Origin of the sequence: Arminella tubonensis (assembly GCF_003240585.1) — a bacterium.
GTDB lineage: Bacteria > Pseudomonadota > Alphaproteobacteria > Rhizobiales > Rhizobiaceae > Rhizobium > Rhizobium tubonense.
Genome location: NZ_PCDP01000064.1, coordinates 37,770 through 57,434, shown reverse-complemented (window position 1 = coordinate 57,434; position 19,665 = coordinate 37,770). Strand labels below are relative to the sequence as shown.

The 19,665-nt window shown below is 57.9% G+C and carries 15 protein-coding genes and 3 pseudogenes; 9 read left to right on the top strand and 9 right to left on the bottom strand.

Features of this window, described 5'->3' with window-relative positions:
- Positions 1 to 262 (top strand): annotated as a pseudogene (locus CPY51_RS27610) (IS5/IS1182 family transposase); the annotation flags it as partial.
- 159 nt (positions 263 to 421) lie between these two features.
- On the opposite strand, the gene CPY51_RS27605 reads toward CPY51_RS27610, so the two are convergent.
- The gene (locus CPY51_RS27605; RefSeq protein WP_111163426.1) at positions 422 to 904 is read right to left on the bottom strand and encodes an NUDIX hydrolase; all 483 of its coding nucleotides are present in this window, start codon (positions 902 to 904) and stop codon (positions 422 to 424) included.
- Between the two features lie 612 nt (positions 905 to 1,516).
- Between CPY51_RS27605 and CPY51_RS27600 the strand changes: the two are divergent.
- Positions 1,517 to 2,515: pseudogene (locus CPY51_RS27600) on the top strand (IS5 family transposase).
- A gap of 1,135 nt (positions 2,516 to 3,650) precedes the next feature.
- Here CPY51_RS27600 and CPY51_RS27595 read toward each other — a convergent pair.
- Positions 3,651 to 4,157 (bottom strand): GNAT family N-acetyltransferase, encoded by a 507-nt coding sequence (locus CPY51_RS27595; protein ID WP_111163425.1) that lies wholly within the window; start codon positions 4,155 to 4,157, stop codon positions 3,651 to 3,653.
- 3 nt (positions 4,158 to 4,160) lie between these two features.
- A complete protein-coding gene (locus tag CPY51_RS27590; RefSeq protein WP_111163424.1) occupies positions 4,161 to 4,460 on the bottom strand; it encodes a type II toxin-antitoxin system TacA family antitoxin in 300 nt (99 codons plus the stop codon).
- 494 nt (positions 4,461 to 4,954) lie between these two features.
- Here CPY51_RS27590 and CPY51_RS27585 point away from each other — a divergent pair.
- Positions 4,955 to 5,226: pseudogene (locus CPY51_RS27585) on the top strand (HU family DNA-binding protein); the annotation flags it as partial.
- A 138-nt stretch (positions 5,227 to 5,364) separates the two neighbouring features.
- Here CPY51_RS27585 and CPY51_RS32915 read toward each other — a convergent pair.
- Positions 5,365 to 5,586 carry a hypothetical protein gene (locus CPY51_RS32915; protein ID WP_195909637.1) on the bottom strand — a complete coding sequence of 74 codons (222 nt, stop codon included), beginning with the start codon at positions 5,584 to 5,586 and terminating at the stop codon, positions 5,365 to 5,367.
- A gap of 433 nt (positions 5,587 to 6,019) precedes the next feature.
- Here CPY51_RS32915 and CPY51_RS27580 point away from each other — a divergent pair, with 433 nt between their 5' ends.
- Complete coding sequence (locus CPY51_RS27580) at positions 6,020 to 6,211, top strand: hypothetical protein (RefSeq protein WP_111163423.1); 192 nt, start codon at positions 6,020 to 6,022, stop codon at positions 6,209 to 6,211.
- On the opposite strand, the gene CPY51_RS27575 is transcribed toward CPY51_RS27580, so the two are convergent.
- Positions 6,208 to 6,402: a hypothetical protein gene (locus CPY51_RS27575; protein WP_111163422.1), complete on the bottom strand. Its 195-nt coding sequence runs from the start codon at positions 6,400 to 6,402 to the stop codon at positions 6,208 to 6,210. The genes CPY51_RS27580 and CPY51_RS27575 overlap by 4 nt on opposite strands.
- Before the next feature lie 848 nt (positions 6,403 to 7,250).
- Positions 7,251 to 8,258: a sensor histidine kinase gene (locus tag CPY51_RS27570; RefSeq protein ID WP_111163421.1), complete on the bottom strand. Its 1,008-nt coding sequence runs from the start codon at positions 8,256 to 8,258 to the stop codon at positions 7,251 to 7,253.
- Positions 8,259 to 8,447: 189 nt separating this feature from the next.
- On the opposite strand from CPY51_RS27570, the gene CPY51_RS27565 reads away from it, so the two are divergent.
- The 3 genes from CPY51_RS27565 (at position 8,448) to CPY51_RS27550 (ending at position 12,216) form a co-directional block, all read left to right on the top strand.
- A complete protein-coding gene (locus CPY51_RS27565) occupies positions 8,448 to 9,422 on the top strand; it encodes a sensor histidine kinase (RefSeq protein ID WP_420820747.1) in 975 nt (324 codons plus the stop codon).
- A 6-nt stretch (positions 9,423 to 9,428) separates the two neighbouring features.
- Positions 9,429 to 9,812 carry a response regulator gene (locus CPY51_RS27560; protein WP_111163419.1) on the top strand — a complete coding sequence of 128 codons (384 nt, stop codon included), beginning with the start codon at positions 9,429 to 9,431 and terminating at the stop codon, positions 9,810 to 9,812.
- Positions 9,813 to 11,811: 1,999 nt separating this feature from the next.
- Positions 11,812 to 12,216, top strand: coding sequence for a hypothetical protein (locus CPY51_RS27550; protein WP_244598803.1), 405 nt, complete (start codon positions 11,812 to 11,814; stop codon positions 12,214 to 12,216).
- A 701-nt stretch (positions 12,217 to 12,917) separates the two neighbouring features.
- Here the strand turns inward: CPY51_RS27550 and CPY51_RS27545 are convergent.
- A complete protein-coding gene (locus tag CPY51_RS27545) occupies positions 12,918 to 13,946 on the bottom strand; it encodes a sensor histidine kinase (protein WP_111163416.1) in 1,029 nt (342 codons plus the stop codon).
- A 325-nt stretch (positions 13,947 to 14,271) separates the two neighbouring features.
- Here CPY51_RS27545 and CPY51_RS27540 point away from each other — a divergent pair, with 325 nt between their 5' ends.
- On the top strand, positions 14,272 to 14,583 hold the full coding sequence (locus CPY51_RS27540) for a DUF2934 domain-containing protein (RefSeq protein ID WP_195909636.1): 312 nt from the start codon (positions 14,272 to 14,274) through the stop codon (positions 14,581 to 14,583).
- Positions 14,584 to 15,322: 739 nt separating this feature from the next.
- On the opposite strand, the gene CPY51_RS27530 is transcribed toward CPY51_RS27540, so the two are convergent.
- Positions 15,323 to 17,269, bottom strand: coding sequence for a hybrid sensor histidine kinase/response regulator (locus tag CPY51_RS27530; protein WP_420820746.1), 1,947 nt, complete (start codon positions 17,267 to 17,269; stop codon positions 15,323 to 15,325).
- 157 nt (positions 17,270 to 17,426) lie between these two features.
- The gene (locus CPY51_RS27525; RefSeq protein ID WP_111163412.1) at positions 17,427 to 18,431 is read right to left on the bottom strand and encodes a sensor histidine kinase; all 1,005 of its coding nucleotides are present in this window, start codon (positions 18,429 to 18,431) and stop codon (positions 17,427 to 17,429) included.
- Between the two features lie 706 nt (positions 18,432 to 19,137).
- Here CPY51_RS27525 and CPY51_RS27515 point away from each other — a divergent pair.
- Positions 19,138 to 19,632, top strand: a complete 495-nt coding sequence (locus tag CPY51_RS27515) for a YciE/YciF ferroxidase family protein (protein WP_111163411.1) — start codon at positions 19,138 to 19,140, stop codon at positions 19,630 to 19,632.
- Positions 19,633 to 19,665 lie beyond the last annotated feature (33 nt).

The window sequence follows — 19,665 nt, the reverse complement described above, 5'->3', positions numbered from 1 at the left end:
TCAACCTCCAAGCCAAAGGGATCTGCATATCGCCGCGATCAGCAGAGACGGCCGGATGAATTGGCAAGCTTCCACCGGATACGGTAAGCGCGCGCGGGTCGAGACCGCCATCGGACGCTACAAATCGATCATCGGACCGCGTCTGCGGGCTCGGTCGTTTCTCGCTCAGCAGACGGAGGTAGCCATCGGCTGCGCCGTCCTCAACCGCATGCTTGCCTGTGCGCGCCCGAAATCCCTTCGCCGTAAGGCAAAGGCAGCTTAGATCACGCCATCAAAGACCGAGTTCCACAATCCTTCAGATCCGTGCACCAACGCCCAGTTCATGCGCGTTGCATGAATAATGCTGTGGGTAGGGTTATCTCACCCCAAATTTGATCCGTGCAACACCGCCCCTTGTGAACCACAAGAAGCTCTTCCGGCTCTATCGGGAGGAGAAGCTAACCAAAGCCCCTAGTAATCCTTTCAGCTCCGGCTCGTCTACGCGAGACGCCGCTTCGAAGGGCGACATCCATTCTATGGTGCGCTCCTTATATTCAGGGAATTTATCGAAGACCGTGTCGACAGCAAGAAGATGCACTTCGACCATCGCGGGGACCCTGTTGCCGCCGTCGAGTGTCTTGAGATACGTGTAATAGCCAGCGGGCTTTTTCTTGACTTTCCCTTTGACGCCTGCCTCTTCCCAAGCCTCTCGCTCGGCGACTTCATGCGCCTTCAATCCCTTGATGGGCCACCCTTTTGGAATCGTCCATCGGCGCGTTTCGCGGGTGGTAACCAGCAAGACTTCCGCGCAGCCATCCGAGCCGATGCGAAAACAGATAGCGCCGAATTGCTCAAAGCTCTCGCCGCGCATCATCATATCTGTGTAAGCAGCCAGCCGCGCGAGAAGGGATCCGTCTTTGCTCATGGGGTCGCTCCTTATCGCCAATTGGGATGGAACGCAAATTGGTTCCTGACAATGGCGGATGTGGGAATCAATGTGTCAATGCTAGCTAAAGCGGCAAATTCCCATAGGATCGATCATATTTATGACTTTATGGCGGAAATTTATTGATTTTCACAGAGTGGAGACGGAGCCGGCTGTCACTTCGCTGGCGAACGAAATGGCGGCTCAGCCCACCGCGCCCCAACCCTCAGCTTGGGCTCATATTAGTATGATCTGAGCGGTAGCGCATTCGGTTGGGCCCCCCTGACCGGATACGCAGGGCTCGGCTCTGCCGAGGCTGGCGGCACCGTGCCCGGGGTGTCGCCAGCCTCTCCAAGTGTCCGTCGACAGGCAAAAAAAAAGGCCCCGCCGAAGCGAGGCCGAGTTTGGCTGCTCCGGGAAAGACTAGAGCTGCTGCGCATGTTTAGCGCCGAGGGGCGAGGGAGGGGAGGCTATATTCCTTGGAACTGATACGGTGGCGAAAAGAAACGACGAGAGCCAGATTAGGGACGTTGTTGCATCGATCCGACGTTGTTGCATCGATCCCGGGTTTGCTAATATCTGGCTGTTGTTTTTGCTCCCAGGATGCATTTGATGCCGCATAAAGTTCAATGCCGACCGACGGCACAAGATTGCCAAGCAGAAATTTCAGGTGACGAATTGGGCGCGGTATAATGAAAGCCTGCGTCAACGTGGTGATTTGACCGTGTGGGGTGAGTGATGATGCGCTTTGCTTGTGGTCTGCGTCGCGCCGGATATCTCGGGGCGGCCAGCCCAAATACTCGGATCTGGCGATTACGCTGTGCTTGACCCTGCGTCTTGTCTACGGGCTGCCTCTGCGCCAGACCCAAGGTCTGATGCGCAGTCTCGCGACGCTGATGGGCATGGAGATTTCGGTGCCGGACTTCTCCACCCTGTCCCGCCGGAGCAAAGGGCTGGCATTGCCGTCGATAAAGTCCCGAACCAAAACATCAGGGCCGGTCCATCTGGTGGTCGATAGCACGGGGCCTGAAGGTCTTCGGCGAGGGCGAGTGGCTGGAAAACAAGCACAAAACCAGGGCAAGACGCAAACGATGGCGCAAGCTTCACCTTGGTCTTGATCTTGTCAGTGGAGAGATTGTTTGCTCCGATCTGACCGCGGATGATGTCGGCGATCCCTCGGCCTTGCCAGACCTTCTGGACCAGATCGGTGGCCCCGTCGACACGTTTATTGCCGATGGCGCCTACGATGGAGCGCCTACCCGTGATCTTCTGGCCGAACGCTTTGGTGAGATCGTCGAAGTCATTATCCCGCCTTCCAAGACTGCGGTTCCCAGCCCTCAATCGGTGCTGGCCCCATCTGTTCGCGACCGCCACATCGCCGAAATCGAGACCAAAGGCCGGATGGCATGGCAGAAATCCACCGGCTAAAACAAGCGCAGCCGGGTTGAGACCCAGATGGGTAGATGGAAAGCTGTGATCGGACCGAAACTCAAGGCGAGACACTTCGACAATCAGAAGACTGAAGCCAAGATCGGTGTCCGAGTTCTCAACCGGATGACCGAACTCGGTCGCCCCAGTTTAAGCGCGTTGCATGAAATGCGCCGGGGGTAGGGTTATCTCACCCCAACTTTGATCCCTGCAACACCGCCAATTTTACCCATCCACGCCGTTTCTCAGTTGCGCCACCCCTCAACAGATTGCCGTGGCGGTTGGCAACAGCGAACCTCAGGTTGGGCGCAGCACAAGGTCGAGGTTTTGACCTAGACCCGACATTGTTCCGCGCAGTGTCAAAACAATATCGCGATCTCTCCGGGTGATGGTTAGGCGAGCCGACGGGTTGGGACGAATAATGTCAGGCGTTTCGGTAAAAGCGAGCGAAAGCGTTTCCCCTATGCGAGAGCCGATCCGCAACAGTTCCCATGCTCTCGCGAAAGGCATTTGTATAGCGCGCCGTGTTTGCATTGTACTGGATGTCAATCCTCATTGATGTGCCAAATATAACTGCTGTCGAGCAGTGCCCGTCCAGGAGGATGCGCAGTACTTGGCTGGTGCCGTGAAACCTGCATGTCAGCGTGACCTGAGCCGTTGACACGCTCTAGCCTGCCGGTCCCCGCAAACTGCCCGTCGAAGGAATGAAGGAAAGTCGTGTCGCGGCTGCGCCTGGGTCGTTGTGGTCACTGCCAAAATCAAGATTGTCGCACACGCCTTCTGCATTGTGCCCACATAAGGCATCGTCATTCCTCCAACGCTTCGTCCTGGGCGAGACTGAGCTTCCCGTCGATCTCCGCAGGCCCCATCTCAGGCTCGGGCCTGCCCAGATCCGGCGCTCCAATCCGCTGGCTGTTTGCTCAAAGAAGGTTGCGAACGAATTGAGACGCGGAGCCTCCCGTCAAGCCACTATGGTCCTACTATCCACCCACCATGACGCGATCCTCGTTATCAAGCCGAATGACAGGCGCCGTGCTGATCTGGGTTCGGAACAGGCTTCACCGCTCCGCCGATCGCCCCCTGCCGAGGGCATTTCTCGCGACTACGCGTAATTGCCTAGAGTTGTTTGCCGAGGAGCCTCGGTGCCATCTACCGATATCGGTAGACTGACTCGCAACTTTTGCTTGCTCAAACGGCTCAAAAGCGCGGAATGGCGTACCCGTGGCTGAACAGGCGTTTCTGGCTGATCGTCGCACACAGGAAGTCCACCCGCCCTGCTACGCGAAATGGGAGAAACACGTATTGTCCCGGTGAATGGCTACGTGAAATTGACCAGCGATGCGGCGATGTCGGCGATGGAGCGGAAGAGGACGAGTGTGTCGTCCTTTGAAGGAGTGAATCCTCGCCGCCGCCAGAATTCAGCGGCCTCCTCGTCGACTGCATTGACCATTAAGGCCCGCCCGCCGATCAGTGCGGCAGCTTGAACGCAGCGCTGGAGTGCGTGCTTGACCAAGCCCGTTCCGATCCCCCGCCCCGCCCAGGCTTCGTCCGTTGCAAGCTGGCCAAGGAGAAGGCAGGGAACCGGATCAGGCGGTTGTCCGGTGCGGATTGAGCGTGGCAAGATCGCCGGCACTACGGCACTCGGCGCCAGACCATAATAACCGACGACGCGCCCCGCCTCGTGAACGACGAGAACGGCGGTGAAGCCCTTCTGCTGATTGGAGAGGGCGCGTGTCTTCAGCCAGTAATCGAGCGTCGGCTTGCCGCAGGAAAATTCGGAAACATTGTGCGCAACAGCGAGCGGTTCAGGAGCGGATAAAGCCACGGCTTACCGCTTTGGCCCATAACCGGGCTCCCAGGGGGCGGGTCGCTTGGCAAGCTCCACCATCTCGGGAACCGGAACTGCGGGAAGGGACAGGACTTCCATGAAATCGGCGAATCCTTCAGGACTCATGCGCACCAGCCGCTGCTCCATGATGACTTCTTCGGCCGCGCGCACGGCGGCGTCGCGCACAAAGTCGGTACGCGAACGGCCACGTAGGATGGCTGCACGATCAATCATTGCAACGTCCGCGGCAGGCAGGCGCATTGCAATCGGATATTCCTTGCGTTCGACGGTCGTAGCCATGGCTGATCTCCTTGAGGGAAAGATAAGGTCACGTATCGCAAAATGCAATACAATACGTCTGTTTCACCAAGACGGAAGAATGAAATTATCCACAGCACGCTCCGGAAACAATTTTCGCCGGACGCGGATCATTCGCCATGCCAGCATCGCCGATGTTACGCTGCACGTGACTTCCAGGCCTAACCGCTCCGAACGCTGTCGATCATTCCCCTTCGATTTCCGATTGCGGCAGCTCTCATGCGAATCCTGCTGGGATGACACATGCAACAACACAAATTGAATCGCCAAGTTAACCCGCTCCGGGTGGCGAGATGTTGTCGACCGTTGGTCTTTGCGCGCTATCAGGCCTGGATTATCTCAAGGAAGCTTGCCCCCCTAGACCAAAACGATCGGTGGAAATGCCGCTATCCGGCATTCGTCATCGCAGCGCGTCAATGACATAGCCTCCGCGCGCTGACAGGAATTCCGTCTTCTTAGACGATGTGAGGAATCCCATGACTAGCACCAATGAAATTGCCGACAAGATTGCGGCCGACAACACCCTGACGAAGGTCCAGGCCAAAGGCATCGTCGAAGCCGTGTTCAAGGCGATCGCAGAAGCTACCGGCTCCGACGATGAAACGTCCATCCCTAGATTCGGAAAATTCAAACTGAAAGCATCGCCGCAGCGCGAAGGCCGCAACCCGTCCACCGGCGCAACCGTAAAAATAGCGGCTTCGAAGAAGCTGACGTTTACGCCCAAAAGGCCCTCAAGGATGCACTGAACACCATGGGCTACTCTAGCCAGCGTGACAAACTCGGCGCATCCGTTGGAGCGCTACCTGCGGTCGCAGTAACGGGCGCTAGCATGGGAATGCTGCAGCTTTGGTGTTTGCGGATCGCCAGAGTCAAAAAATCCCGACCGCTACTGATGGATCCTGGAGACCTTGATGCGCCAATTGTCCATTTCAAATGTGCCGTCGCGCGCTATCGCGGCGATCAACAAGTCAGAAGGGCTAATACGCGTCGCCTTCGGAGCCGTCCGCACGATGATGTTGCGGAGTTGATCATAGGTATAGACGCCAAGCTCAATTTCCTCGCCGTCCTGTGTGACGCAGGCGTGAAACAAATCAGAATGATCAAGCATGATCTGTCTCCCGGTTCGTCGGCAGAAACTGGTGACCAGGCGCCGCAGGAAGGGTATCTTTTAGCGCCTGGCCCTTGTGGTCGCACCGGGCGGTGTAACCGCAATCAACTATATGCCTCAGGTTGCGTGAGTCAAGTATTCAGCCTACAGGCCTGTTACCCGAATTTACGGCAAAGAAAAAGGCCGGGACGCTTCCGTTCCGACCTTCCTCGATCTGTCTGGACACCACTGCCAGTTCATCCGTGGTCAGCGGTGGAGGCAAATTCTGTAACGCATCATGACATAGCCGGTTCCCAATTCAATTGACTTTTTGATCAAGTTGACACCCGAGCTAAGTTGTGACCGAAGCAGTGTTCGGGCACGCGAAATTCAATGCCAGAGACGGCCAGACCCAGTTCTTGTCAGCCGCCTTGGGGGGAGCACAGCTGTTGTCATGGCAGCGCCGAACGCAATGATCGAGGTGCAAAAGGGCGCACGCCAGCGCAACGATCCCCAAATTGCTACAAGCCTTACTGAGCGCAAGAACTCTGATATCGCACCGAGCGTTATGGATCAGGCGGTTATGAGACTTGTGCTAGAAGAGATCGAGCGTCTTGCTAACGACGCTATCGCAAACGGAGGTTAATGCTTTCTGTGATCGACGATGTTCGATGGTGCCCGGATCTGCTCCAGCGTGGTGGGTTCAAGCGTCAGATCAACGTTGTGAGGGGGCAAAACTTGCGCGTTGCGCAAAGCGTTTGGCTGGGCCCGGGTGCTTGAACGAGCGGGTGTTGCAGGTTTCTTGTCGGTAGGGCCGACAGTACCGAATGTTGTCATGGCGTTTCTCCTTGGCATTTCGCAAGCCAAACCTCACTGATGCCGTGCCAACTACGGCAACTGCTGATAGTTCCCTCACAAGTCAAACAATGTCCATTGCCCCTCCCGTTGGCCGCCCGGAAGACTCCAACTGTTGCCAGCAGCGGCTCGTAGTTCTGGCAATTATACAAGCGGCAACTCCCATCCTTGGAGGAAGCCCAGTCGCCAGGAGGTCGCGGACATGCGAAACGTCCAGTGAGCGGTCAAGACCGTTCACCCGAACGGCCGCTGTCGCTCTTTTCTGAAAGCGCGTATATCCCACTCTACGAAGAGCCCGTTCGCTTTTGCAAGGAACTTGCCGCGTTCGTGCGGATCGCCAATCAACGAGAAAAGGAGCAACCTGATCCGCGATACCCTCGGCGACCATCATGGACGGCGAGTGCGCATTTTGGCGCTATAGACGTGGAAATAGGCGAAGGCTCCGCGATGCCGCACTGAGCCAGGCGGCAAAGGCGGCTACGGCCGGAGCTATCATGGTGAGAAGTAGGACACCAAATCGTGATGGCGCGCCGCAAATCCGAGTGCAAACTTTTGAGTATGGCGTTCCAGGCAACTGGAGAACCAGGCATATCATGAGCGAGTGCCGTGAATGTTGAAGTTCGAAGCGGTGGGTGGGCGGAGCAAAAGCCGTCATTTGCGAATACGGTCGTTCGAGACGCGGCCGCGCGCTGGCTAGCAGCGGTAGAGAAATTTATGCTCGCTCTTGGCAGGCGGCATTCGCTCGGTCGAGTGCGGCTGCTGTCTTCTCACAACTTGTTTTTTAGCAATGGTCGCGCCCAAGGAAGAGCGTACCGCCCGTAGTTGCTGGCTCATTTAGTAAGACTGTCGGCTTTCACGCGGAGCGTTATGAGGACGCCACTTTGCGTCCAATCGTAAGCTAGTGAACCGGCCAGAGGCCCGGATATCGTTCGCTGGAGAAGTCTGCTGCCATAGCCTGCGGTGCCTTCGGGTGGCACGACCTCCGGACCGCCTTGTTCGGTCCACACGATTTCGACGTCGTCGCCGGTCAGGAGTCCAGAAACGTCCAACGTCCCTGCACCGACCGATAACGCGCCATACTTCAACGAATTCGTCGCGAGTTCGTGTATGACCAAGGCAAGGTGCGTTGCTGCGGCCTCACCCACTCCAGCACGTGGCACAGCAACCCTGATGCGCCCGGCGAACGCTCCCACGTCGTCATAGGGTGCCAGAAGGACGGCGAACAGGTCGCCGAGCAGCGCCGCTTTCCCTTGTCCACTTGGAAGCGGACGCACCAGGTCATGTGCCCTGCCAAGTGCAGTCAAGCGCTGCGTCAGTTGATGGGCCATTTCCTCTTTCGTGGTGGTCGAACGGGAAGTGATGCTAGTCAGGCCCGCAGCCAGGGCTAAAAGGTTCTTCACCCGGTGGCTCATCTCTCCAGCGAGCAACTCGTGGCCTTCCTCGGCCTGTTTGCGACCCGTGACGTCCAGAAAAACTCCGGTCATCTTGCGACCAATTATCCCGACGTCGTCACCCTGGCCACGTGCGGAAATCCACCGGACGTCAGAAGCGCCCGTCAGAATCCGGAAGTCGATTTCGTACGGGCCGACGATTGCCCTCGTCGCAACGAACGCCGCCCTTACCCGGTCGCGGTCCGCAGGGTGAATTTTCTCTGAAAGGTGCTCAAACGTCAGGACCTTGTCGCTGTTGACATCCCAGAGATCGTAGCCCTTCGTGTCCATCAGAAACGTGTCGTCGTCCACGTTCCAAGTCCATAGCGCCACTCCGGCGGCTTTGATCGCGTTGCGGAGCTGCTCGAGGCCCCAGTCCGGAGTGTCTGTAGCTTGAGTGGCTGTCACTGATCTTCCCCTACGTTCAAGACATCCTAGCGCATTGTGAACACCCGGTCGCGCTGGATTGTCCTTGCGGGGCGGCCCCTTTTCAAAACGTCGCCGTGCTCTATTGTTTTTGCTGAGATGCCACTAGAGACCAAATCGATGCCGACGACTGCATCGACATGACCTTCTACCGGAGACACTGCAGAGATGATGTTGGAAGACCTCTACCGGTTGCTGAGGAGCAGCCACGTGCAGGCACAGGGCGTTGTTGACACGATGACCCAGCCGGTTGTTGTCCTGGACCACAACCTCGGTGTGACCACGGCAAATAACGCCTTCATTAAAACCTTCAAAGTCGACCGCGACGACATCCTGGGCCAAGACTTCTTCAGCCTCGGTGACGGTCAGTGGGACATCGCCGAGCTTCGACATCTCATATCGGCGGTGGTCCCCAGGGCCGCCGCTGTTATCGGCTTCGAGGTAGAGCACGACTTTCCAGCAATTGGACAGCGCACGTTTCTCGTCGACGCGCGTCGCCTCAGTCACCCCGATGACAACAGCAAGAATATCCTCGTCCTTTTCGATGACGTGACGGATCGTCAGCGCGAGAGCGCCGAGATGGAGTTCATCGTCTCCGAGACGCGACACCGCATGAAGAACCTCTTCTCAGTGGTGCGTTCCATTGCGATGCGCACGGACACCAAAAATCGCACCGCTCTCGATTATCGCGATACCTTCCTTGGACGATTGGAAGCTTCCTTTCGGGCGCAAGAGATAGCCGCGACCAACGACGCGGCTGACCTTCAGGTGTTGCTGAAGCAGTCGATCGGCGAACCCGACATCAATCGCCTTTACTGCGATGGCCCCGCTGTGGAGATCTCCAGTTCCAAGGTTTTGCCTGTTAGCATGATCTTTCATGAGCTTATGACCAATGCCTTGAAATACGGTGCGTTTTCTGTTCCGGATGGTGAGGTCCACGTCAGGTGGACGCTTGAGCCAGGGACAGGACAGCGGACATACCTCCGCTGTGAATGGCGCGAGGCAAACGGCCCGCCGGTCGGTCCACCCGAGCGAAAAGGCTACGGTTCGGAACTGATCAAGGCCACCTCGGCTCAAGCCGGTGGAACGGTGGAACTTAATTATGACCCCTTTGGTTTAGTCGCCACGATCGAAATACCAATGTGAGGGACAATGGTTGAACCTGCGGGAGAAGATATCGAACGCAGATGCTGCGTCCTTGTCGTAGAAGATGAATTGTTCATTTCTATGGAACTTGAAGCTGCTCTTACCGACGCGGGATATCGGGTGCTGGGGCCAGCGGCTTCGGTAAACGATGCTCTCGAACTTTTGAGCAAAGAGCGGCCACACTTGGCGATTCTTGACTTCAACCTTGGCGGAGAGAAAGTTACGCCCGTCGCCCTCAAGCTAAAGTCCATTGGCGTTCCCTTTGTCTTGGCGAGCGCGAGCGACGGGGGAGAGCTTGCACGTTACGCCGTCTTTGCTGACGTCGGTAACCTCGGCAAACCAACGGACCTGAAGCGTTTGCTGAACGCGGTTCGAGATTTGCATCGGTGAGCTTGCATCCCGGGATCTCCGGCTCTCGTCATCGCAAGCCCTCAATAAGAACCCCTCGTAATCTAACAGGGATTGATATGATTCCCTGACCTCGGAGCCCCTGGGCGGGGCCTTCGTTGCTTCAGTCCGGTTTGGTCGGGGCCAGCGTCACCTGGCGTGATCGATTGTAAACGCCCTGCCCGCGCTCCAGTACGATCAGCCCACAAAACCAAGCTTGATGGCTCGCGTCGACGCACCTGTGGGGTGCCCCAAGCTGTTTCTCGCCGCGTTGTCGGCATGCCGCACGTCAAGCGTTCGATTGCATGACCGGCCCATTTCAACATGCACGCGCCGCAGCTCACGTCGATCTTTCAGCCGGCTTCCAGTCCGAAGACAGCGGCGGATTTCTGGCCCGTCCTGCGGCTTGATATTGACGACGTTGCCGAAGAGCGTGGCTTTGAGACCGATGCGGCGATCGACACATCCAAGCGCGTGGTTCAAGCCGCACGCTTTGCGCCATCGGCTGAAGATCGTGTAGACAGGCCACGCGCCTCCTTGCACTGGCGCGGCTGCAGAAAAGACGAACTATTTCTCTTCTTGAGCGCGTGTAATCAGCAGCAGCCCATAATGTATAGGCGCGGTGCCGCCGCTGTTGGGCTTGCCCAATGGAACCTTACGGTTCGCTCGGGTTCCTTTCGCGACGGTCTGAGCACCCGCTGTCCTTGACGCACGAAGTTGCCTAACCTCGACGTTGCTGTAGGGCGCGCCGGCTGACGAGCCGGAGGGGCCTGTCCGCGGACAAACTTGGACGCAGCAGGCCATGGCGAACATCGAAAAAGCAAGCCAAGCTGTAGCTGCGGGGGCAGATAGCAGCTGCGGTGAGTTTCATAAGGAATTCAACGTGCACTGGGCTAGCCAATGACGGCGCGCGCGAAGCTATGCAAAAGGGATCAGGCATGTTCCCTGGATAAACAACGGAATATTCCTGGTCGATGGTTGCGCCGGGACCGCAGTTTCTAATATAGTAACGCAGTTAGGCGCAACCGTTCATTGCAAACCGCGCATCGGCGCCGAGGGCGCCCGTCGATTTGGTCTTCAAACATGTTCCGCATCCGCAGTCACTTGCCTGATTGAGTCAGGTCTCGCGGCTTCGGAGAAGTCGGAGCCGGAGCCGGAGCCGGAGCCGGAGCCGGAGGGTGAAGGATCGTCGTGATCACAGCTAGCGCAAGAGGGACGCCGAATATGAGGATCAGAAGGACAACGATCATTCTCCGGACCTTGGACGATACCTTCTTGTTCGGCGATGCATCTGTCACTCATATCCCTCTCGTTCTCGAAATCCCAAACGGTTGTGTTTGAACGAGCGTCCGATTCTTTATAGCAGTTTTCGCTATGACGTGGGGGGGAAAAGCCGCATCAATGGGCCTCTATTCCGTGGTGATACAGTTCAGAACAACTACCCCGCTGCCACGACCGTGGCCGATGGCGAAAGGGCCAAACATTTCTTTAATGTTCGATTTATAATCTGAGGTGAAGCGATGCCGTGTGGCGGCGAAGTTGGGCAGCCTGACCGCCTGGGCCTTCGCTAGCAGGGACGGCCGTGATTACGCAGTTACCCGTTGATCCGCTCGGTGCAGGATCGGTGCCACCATGCGGACGCAGATCGATCCAAGCGCTTAATCCGATCAAAAAAATTCCTGCGATGTCACCGCCGATGTGCAGCGGACCTTGCCGCGGCGGGCCCGACAATGATCCGCCGATGACGCAGCATGCGGGGCATTGAGGACGCCTTGTTGGTTCGAGCACGTCCAGAATGCGCTGTTCGATCGGAACTGGCGTCTCTCGCCGCGGAAAATGGTGGAGAAATATCTTCTCGGGCGGCGGCGATCGCATGTCTAGCAGCGTCCAGTCCTCGAACGGGGAAGGATGCGTGCGGTAATGGATGGCGGCAGGCTCGCATGCGTCGCAGATGGCGAACGGAGTGGAAATCTTTCGCGCGTAACGGGTCGGGAGCATTCAAATGATAGTGGCGAGAGCTGCTGTTGACCCCCGTGCTGCAAGATCGTACACCCCGGTTGAGCCTTATGTCCAAGGCCTGCGCTCTGAGCGAAAAGGGAACCAGATGGACGTAAAATATCCCAATGCACGAGGGCACGTCTTCTCGGCAGTTCGGACACTCGCTACCTCCTCCGACAGCATTCAAACCCGATTGATCGAAGCCAGCGACAGCATTCTGGCGGTCACACTTGATGAGTTTGAAGGTGACATCGAACTGAAAATCAAGTTTGCCAGAATACTCGATCTTCTGGCCGTTGACCGTGACGATATCGAAATTGCCGCAGTCGAGAACGCAGCCCATATGAGCGATATCGACGCCATAAAACTCGCGGAACTCATCTGCGAGTTTTTCTACGATCTGGGTTAGGTCGGAGCTCCTTTGGTTCGTCGAGTAGATTGGGAGGGGTGCCTGGGAGCGCGCGAGCTGGGGCGCTGCGTCGACCACCTTTCGGCGCGCAACCCAACGTAATAAGCCGGGCCGTCTCGAAAATGCAGCTCGCGCAAATCCTCGGGCGAATCTGGCATTGGCGAGGCGCCTTCCCTTGGCCTCCATGACGCGGAGGCAATTGCGCCGACCCTCAAACAACATCGGCACCTGTGCGCTAGAGGCGAAAGCAAGTGGCGGCGAAAGGCCACATTGGAACGTCTCCGCCAGTGACCACTGTGGAATGCTGTGGGCTCGCTCAGATCCAAATGTGCAGTGGCTGTTCTAACAGAATGCGGACCTTGCACATGGAATGGCTGCTGCTGCATTTTCGTGTCACGAGTAGAGACTAGCCCTTCGCCACACGCAGGCGCTAAGGGAAAGCACCGCGCCGGGTGTACAAAAAGGCACGTCGTGTCCTGTGTCCTTTAAAAAGCCGCCGCACGCGGGGTTCGAATGCCCGCAGTCGCGGCTAGCCTGCCTTTTATTCATTTTTTGGGCGCTGTCGCCGAACTCATCGCCGGCTATGGTTGGCAGTGAGGTCCCTTGGACCGTCCATGCACGTCATGACCATAACTTTTCAGACGCAAGCGTTCGCTCGCAGCGTGAAGGGGCTGATCGGCCCATCTCGATAAAACAGCGCTTCATCCAACGATTTGTTTCAGATCATTGCGGAACTGAATCTTCGACAGTGGCATGTCGATGGTGAGTACAAGCCCCCGTTGCTCGTATACCACGTGCACCTGTCCGTATGCGCTCAAGCTCGAAGCAATGAGGCGCGACCCGAAACCTTTGCGACTGGGATCGACGACTGCCGGGCCGCCTGTCTCGCGCCAGACCGACATGAGGAAATCGTCTCCATCACGGCGGTCGATTCTCCACAATATTTCAATGTGTCCCTCAGTGTTCGAGAGAGCGCCATATTTACAGGCGTTCGTCAGGAGCTCGTGCAGGACCAGCGAAAATGCTAGGGCGGCCTGGGGACCCAGCTCAACCTCTGGACCCTCCGACCGGATGCGGTCGCTTTGGTCAAGCCCGATGTTCAGCACCGCGGCGTCGACGATGTTTGCGAGCGTCGCGCTCACCCAGTTCTTCTGAAGCAGGATGTCGTGGGCCTTCGAATAGGCTGCGATACGCGACTGCAGCTTGTCCGAGGCATCGTCAAGCGATGTGGCGTTGCGGAGAGACTGCGTGGCGATCGACTGCACCACCGAGAGGGTGTTCTTCATTCGATGGCCCAACTCGTGCATCAAAAGACGCTGCCTGTCGGCCTGGTCCCGCTCCTGCGTCCTGTCGCGAAGGATCTTGATGAAGCCGATGACAGTGTCGTCGTCGGCCCGAAGCGCCATCATTTCCCCCGAAGCCCAGAACGTCGTGCCGTCTTTCCTCAGGTGCCAACGTTCGTCGCTTCCTCGTCCAACGCTCAGCGCCGCGGTCATCTCGCGCTGCGGCACCCCCTCCTCCCTGTCCTCCTGAACGAAAAAGGCAGTGGCGGGCTTCCCCACCATCTCCTCGGCCGTCCAGCCGAGGATAAGGCGGGCACCCTCGTTCCAGCTTGTGACCAGGCCGTCGAGGTCCATGGAGATGATGGCGTAGTCGATCGCGCTCTGGACGATCGCTTCGAGAAAACGTTCCCTGGAGGAAATCTTGTCGGCTGCGATCTCGATCTTCATGGACATTTTCCTTGCACGCGGGTCATAGTTTTTGAACGACCTTTGTCCTCTTTGGAGCTAATTCGTCAATCCGCTCCACCGGGCATATGAAAAATAGCGCGGAATCACCCCGCCGGTCTTCGATACTTGGGCAAGTACGCAGACCCGCGACACTAGCTCCAATCTCATGGCTTCGAAAGGAACTCGGCAGAGAATAGCAGATCACCCTTTCGAGCATCAGCGGCCCCGATACTGCAACCTATCTCTGCACCGGAAACCCTGTGCCACTAAAAGTAGGAAATGCCCTGAAAGCCGGCCCGCATTGCTGCATTGGAACCCCCGAGAGGTGGAAAAGTTCCTCGGCGAAGGTCGTAGCCCGGTCGATTTTCAGGCCTGCGGGGAACGATATCTCTTCGTCAACGTTGCGGTGAGTCAGGTAAGGCCGAGCTTAACGGAGATATCAATGAAATATTCGGACGATGAACAACTGCGCAGGCGCGCTTATTCCATATGGGAGCGACAAGGTTGCCCCCATGGTAAGGATGACGAGATCTGGGAGTTGGCAGTGAAAGAAATGAACGGCCAATCGGCGCCGCAAATCGATCAGGGTGAGTGGCCCAAAGCGCAAAAAACGAAACCACGGAACGTCGAGAACTAAGTAGCGTCGACCGATTTAAAAGCGACCGGGCTCGGCGAGGCTCTGAAAAGCCACAACAAGGCCTGCCGCCTGCCGGCGCGATCAGCGACGTCGCCACTCCGGCGTGAGTGGCGCCATTCGACTTCAGAATCCGATGATGTATCAAGGCACAGTCGTTGCCGTGACAGACGGTGACAAGCTAGACCCTTGTCAACAAAGCCAAGGGACCCGGCGCGCGGCCGATACCTTCAGACTTGTTCCCGCCAGTCGCCGCGTCGGCGGAACCTTGGAGGCTTGGCGATTGCGTGGCAGTCCGTATCCTATCATACGGACCCAGACAGCCAGATGTCGCATTCCGCACAGATGCGGCGCTTGGCTTTCTCTAGTCTCCGGCGAAATTCTTTTCATTCCCCCTGCTGAAAATCCCGAAGTACTGCACTAGCTCTTTCCGCCTTGAACGAGGGCAAAGCTTTGCAGAAAACCAAGTTGGAGCGCTTCGATACTAAACAGGAGATCGACAGATCGTGGATGGTTTTCGATATCTTCACCGGGATGCCCGTCACGTTCGCTGGCAGGGCCATGCATGGGTTAGGCGAACAAGTGGCTCGGGAGCTAGTTGGGATGCTGAACGCGCAGGATATGCTACGACGAGCCTCGTTGGGTTTCTAGAACGCCGTCGGCTCGGGCGTGTGTTTGTGCAACTGGCTCCGACCTCCCCACGCCTGCGTCCAAACTCTCATCGCACACCCGGTGGTCCCGCTCAGCTCTCTGCATTATCGACCGTGGACGAGAGTGCTTCACTCAATTCCGCCTGGGAGAATGGTTTTGAGAGGCGCCGAATGCCCTTATCCGCGCCCTCCGGCAGTTCGGCGTAGCCGGTCGCTAGGATGACAGGGATCCCGGTATATTGCTCCGCCACCTTCCTAAGAAGCTCGACGCCGGTCATGTGCGGCATCGCCTGATCGGTTATTATAAGGTCCGGCAGCGGGTCTCTCGCCAGGATTTGAAGAGCCTCCTCCCCCGATTGGGCCTGAACGACCTCGTGACCGAGGTCTTCGAGCATCAGGGCTGTGTTCATAAGAACCAGGCCGTCGTCGTCGACGGCAAGCACCGTCAGACGTCTTCCATGCGCCGCAACCACCGGTGCAAGCGATAATGCGGGCGCTGGCTCGTCGGGCCCCTTGGTCGCAATTGGCAGCCAGAGCTCAGCGGTTGTTCCCTCGCCGGCGCGGGATATGAGATTCAAGACCCCTCCGGATTGTGCCATGAGGCCATGGACCATGGGCAGACCCAGACCCGTTCCCTTGCCGACGCCCTTCGTGGTGAAGAACGGGGTGGCGGCCTTTTCGAGTGTCTCCTTGTCCATTCCGGAACCCTCGTCGATGACAGAAAGGCAGATGTAGTCGCCGGCGGCCAGATCTGGAACCTGTCCCGCATCGACCGGACGACGCCGGGCCTCTATTTTGATCGTGCCACCCTCAGGCATGGCGTCGCGCGCGTTGACGACCAAATTGAGAAGCGCGCTCTCCAGCTGGTTGGGGTCTGAAAGGGCGGCCGGCAGGATGAGCGGGAACGTCGTAGCAATTTCGATCCGTGGTCCGATCGAGCGCTGCAAAAGTGCAGCCATTTCCTTCACGAGGTTCGGGACGTCTACCGCTTCGAGCTTGAGATCTTGCTTGCGGGAGAAGGCAAGCAGCCGTTGGGTAAGTGCAGCCCCCCGCTTTGCCCCCTGAATGGCGTTGTCGATGAGGTCGGCGTTATCCTGTCCGGAGAGTGCACGTTTCTTAGCGATCTCGAGGCTGCCGAGCACCGCCATCAGCAGATTGTTGAAGTCGTGCGCGATACCACCCGTGAGCTGTCCGACCGCTTCCATCTTCTGCGCCTGGAAGAGCTCCTGCTGGGCGCGATCGAGAGCTTCCTGCGCCTTCCGCCTTTCGGTGACGTCGCGTGTAACCTTGGCGAAACCGATGAGCGCGCCGTCCTCGGATCGGATAGCGTCGATGATCACGCTCGCCCAGAAGCGGGTGCCGTCCTTGCGTAGCCGCCACCCTTCCTTTTCGAAGCGGCCCTCTCTGGACGCTGTATCCAGCGCCTTTCGCGGCAGATCGTCTGCCCGATCCTCGTCCGTGTAGAATTTGGAAAAGTGCTCGCCGATGATCTCCTCCGGCTCGTATCCCTTGATACGCTGGGCGCCCTGGTTCCAACTTGAGACCTGACCTTCAGGATCAAGCATGTAGATCGCGTAGTCGGTGACGCCCTGGACGAGCAATCGGAACTGGGCCTCACTGCGCTTCAACTCGTCCTCGGCGGCTTTTCGTTCCGACAGGTCGCGCGTGATCTTTGCAAACCCGAGGAGGTGCCCGTCCGAATCCCGGATAGCATCGATGACGACATGCGCCCAGAAGCGTTGCCCGTCCTTGCGCAAGCGCCAGCCTTCTGCCTCGAAGCTTCCCTCGGCCTCCGCGGTGGCAAGCGCCTTTTGCGGCATGCCGGCCTCGCGATCACCGTCGGTGTAGAAACGCGAGAAGTGCTCTCCGAGTATTTCCGTTTCGGTGTATCCCTTGATGCGTTTCGCTCCGGCATTCCAGCTACTGACATGCCCACCGGTGTCGAGCATGTAGATGGCGTAGTCGGTAATTGCATCCACAAGCAACCGATAGCGTCCTTCCAGCGTGCCGGCCTGAAGTGCAGTCACGGTCTCAATCATATGCATTTCCCTCGCGCCCGTCGCTGTGTCGACGACCCCTCCGCACTTAGTCTTTCCTGCGGCTTGAGCAAGTGTTTGATCGAGTGAAACTGCTTTTGTGTTTCAGAAATTGGGCAGAACCTCGCGACTCCGGAAGTCGTCTGCATCGCGCGCCATCTCAGGAGGTCAGTTGGCTTTCCTTCATCTGCAACGTCACAACCACCCCGCTCCGCGTCCAGGCGTAGACGATCGATCCCCCGAGATGGCCGGTGACGGTACGTTGGAGAAGTTTGCTGCCGTAGCCTTCCGACGCCTTTGGTGGCTCGACTTCGGGGCCGCCCTGTTCGGTCCAGACGATCTCGACGTCGTCGCCGACAGTGTTTCCGGAAATGTCGAGCAAGCCGGTGTCGACCGAAAGCGCCCCGTACTTGAGTGAATTCGTTGCCAGCTCATGGATGACGAGCGCCAGGCTTGTCGCCGCCTTCTCGCCCAGTCCCATGCGTGGGACGGCGACACGGATGCGCCCGGCGAACGCGCCAACGTCATCGTACGGCGCCAGAAGCACCGCGAACAGATCGCCAAGTAGCGCAGCGCTCCCTTGCCCTCCAGGAAGTGGCCTCACGAGATCGTGCGCGCGTCCTAGCGCCGTCAGGCGCTCCGTCAACTGCTTGACCATCTCTTCCTTGGTCTGCGTCGCGCGTGAGGTTATCGCCGTTAGTCCGGACGCCAACGCTAGAAGGTTTTTGACGCGGTGGCTCATCTCTCCGGCCAGCAGCTCGTGCCCCTCCTCCGCCTGCTTTCTGTCTGTAACGTCGAGGAAAATACCAGTCGTCTTTCTTTTTGCAGCATCGCCGTTGTTGCCCTGACCGCGAGCGGAGATCCAGCGGACATTCGACGCGTCCGTCAGGATGCGGAAGTCAATCTCGTATCGACCCTCGATGGCTCTGGTGGCGACGAAGGCAGCCCTGACCCGATCCCGGTCGGCCGGATGAATCTTCGCCGAAAGGTGTTCGAACGTCGGCGTTGTTCCGATGGAGACATCCCAAAGCTGGTAGGCGTCCGCGTCCATGACGAACGTATCGTCGTCCAACGTCCAGGTCCAAAGGGCGACGCCCGCCGCCTTGATCGCGTTGCGTAGCTCTGTCGATGTCCATTCGGGCTGGCTGGTGGAAGTTTGATTCATCGAAACTCTTTCGTATCTTGCAGGGGCTCGTGTAGATGCGTCGATGCATTTAGCAGTAACCCTGCGTGGATCACAAACGCTAAACCGCCCAGTTCTTCATGACGCCAGCCTATATGATATTTGCTGAACTGAACGCTCCCGGCCGGTTTTAGCTTCAACCAATTGTTCGGAGGAGCACTTGCCTGGCGTCCGCGACCCCTCGAGAGGGCGTGCACCGCCGCGCGAGTTTCCCTTCCAATCCTAAAATAGCGCGCCATACTGCAAGTTCATGTGTGAAGGATGGACATTGAAGGACAGGGGGACGAAAACCGCCGAAGGCGATTGCGCAAGGATTTACGAGAGTTCGCCGGGGCCGCGTCGCGCTTGGGCCACAGGAGACCTGGCCGTCCGAACTGCGGACGCTAACCAGCGTCATGCTCGGTTCGCTCCAGCCGATGGTCATCGTCTGGGGGCCGCACACCAGACAACTCTTTACAATGACGGCTACGCGGCCATTTGCGGGGATCGGCACCCGGGCGCCTATGGACGTCCCTTCCATGAGCTCTGGCACAACATCTAGGATCAGGTCGACCCCTATCAGCCGCCTATGGTGGCCGCGGCACGACATCCAGTTCACAAGATGTATGGTCAGTGGTTTTTTTGGAACAGTTGGTGAGGCGTGGAGTTTGCGTCGTGCCTAGCAACTCGAGCACAAGGAACCCATTCCATGGCGAAAGAACCGAAAGACCTCAGTGACCTTCTCTATGAAACAATGAAGGACATCTATTTTGCCGAAAAGCAGATCCTGGTCGCGCTGCCGAAAATGGCCGCAGCGGCGCAGTCTTCGGATTTGAAGGCTGCTTTCGAAAAGCACCTCGGAGAGACGCAGGGCCACGTCACGCGGCTCGAACAAGCTTTCGAGTTGATCGGAAAGCCTGCCAAGGGCAAGACCTGCGCTGCAATCGGCGGCATTATCGAAGAAGGCAAGGAAGTGATGGAGGAGTTCGCCGACACGGCGGCGCTCGATCCGGGCCTACTTGCCGGAGCACAGGCTGTCGAACATTACGAGATCAGCCGTTACGGGACTATGGTCGCTTGGGCGAAGTCTCTGGGACTGGATGAGGTCGCCAATTTGTTGGCGCAAACTCTTGAGGAAGAAGAGACCACAGATCAGTTACTGTCGGAACTTGCAGAAGAGAGTATCAACGCAAAGGCGGCATGACCGGCAGTCTCTGCAGCGAAGCCTCGCGTCAGC

What these genes read in the sequence shown, in the direction of transcription:
- CPY51_RS27605 (WP_111163426.1), bottom strand. Translation starts at nt 904, where the DNA reads ATGAGCAAAGACGGATCCCTTCTCGCGCGGCTGGCTGCTTACACAGAT.
- CPY51_RS27590 (WP_111163424.1), bottom strand. Translation starts at nt 4,460, where the DNA reads ATGGCTACGACCGTCGAACGCAAGGAATATCCGATTGCAATGCGCCTG.
- CPY51_RS32915 (WP_195909637.1), bottom strand. Translation starts at nt 5,586, where the DNA reads ATGCTTGATCATTCTGATTTGTTTCACGCCTGCGTCACACAGGACGGC.
- CPY51_RS27580 (WP_111163423.1), top strand. Translation starts at nt 6,020, where the DNA reads ATGGCAGCGCCGAACGCAATGATCGAGGTGCAAAAGGGCGCACGCCAG.
- CPY51_RS27575 (WP_111163422.1), bottom strand. Translation starts at nt 6,402, where the DNA reads ATGACAACATTCGGTACTGTCGGCCCTACCGACAAGAAACCTGCAACA.
- CPY51_RS27565 (WP_420820747.1), top strand. Translation starts at nt 8,448, where the DNA reads ATGTTGGAAGACCTCTACCGGTTGCTGAGGAGCAGCCACGTGCAGGCA.
- CPY51_RS27560 (WP_111163419.1), top strand. Translation starts at nt 9,429, where the DNA reads ATGGTTGAACCTGCGGGAGAAGATATCGAACGCAGATGCTGCGTCCTT.
- CPY51_RS27550 (WP_244598803.1), top strand. Translation starts at nt 11,812, where the DNA reads ATGATAGTGGCGAGAGCTGCTGTTGACCCCCGTGCTGCAAGATCGTAC.
- CPY51_RS27545 (WP_111163416.1), bottom strand. Translation starts at nt 13,946, where the DNA reads ATGAAGATCGAGATCGCAGCCGACAAGATTTCCTCCAGGGAACGTTTT.
- CPY51_RS27530 (WP_420820746.1), bottom strand. Translation starts at nt 17,269, where the DNA reads ATGATTGAGACCGTGACTGCACTTCAGGCCGGCACGCTGGAAGGACGC.
- CPY51_RS27525 (WP_111163412.1), bottom strand. Translation starts at nt 18,431, where the DNA reads ATGAATCAAACTTCCACCAGCCAGCCCGAATGGACATCGACAGAGCTA.
- CPY51_RS27515 (WP_111163411.1), top strand. Translation starts at nt 19,138, where the DNA reads ATGGCGAAAGAACCGAAAGACCTCAGTGACCTTCTCTATGAAACAATG.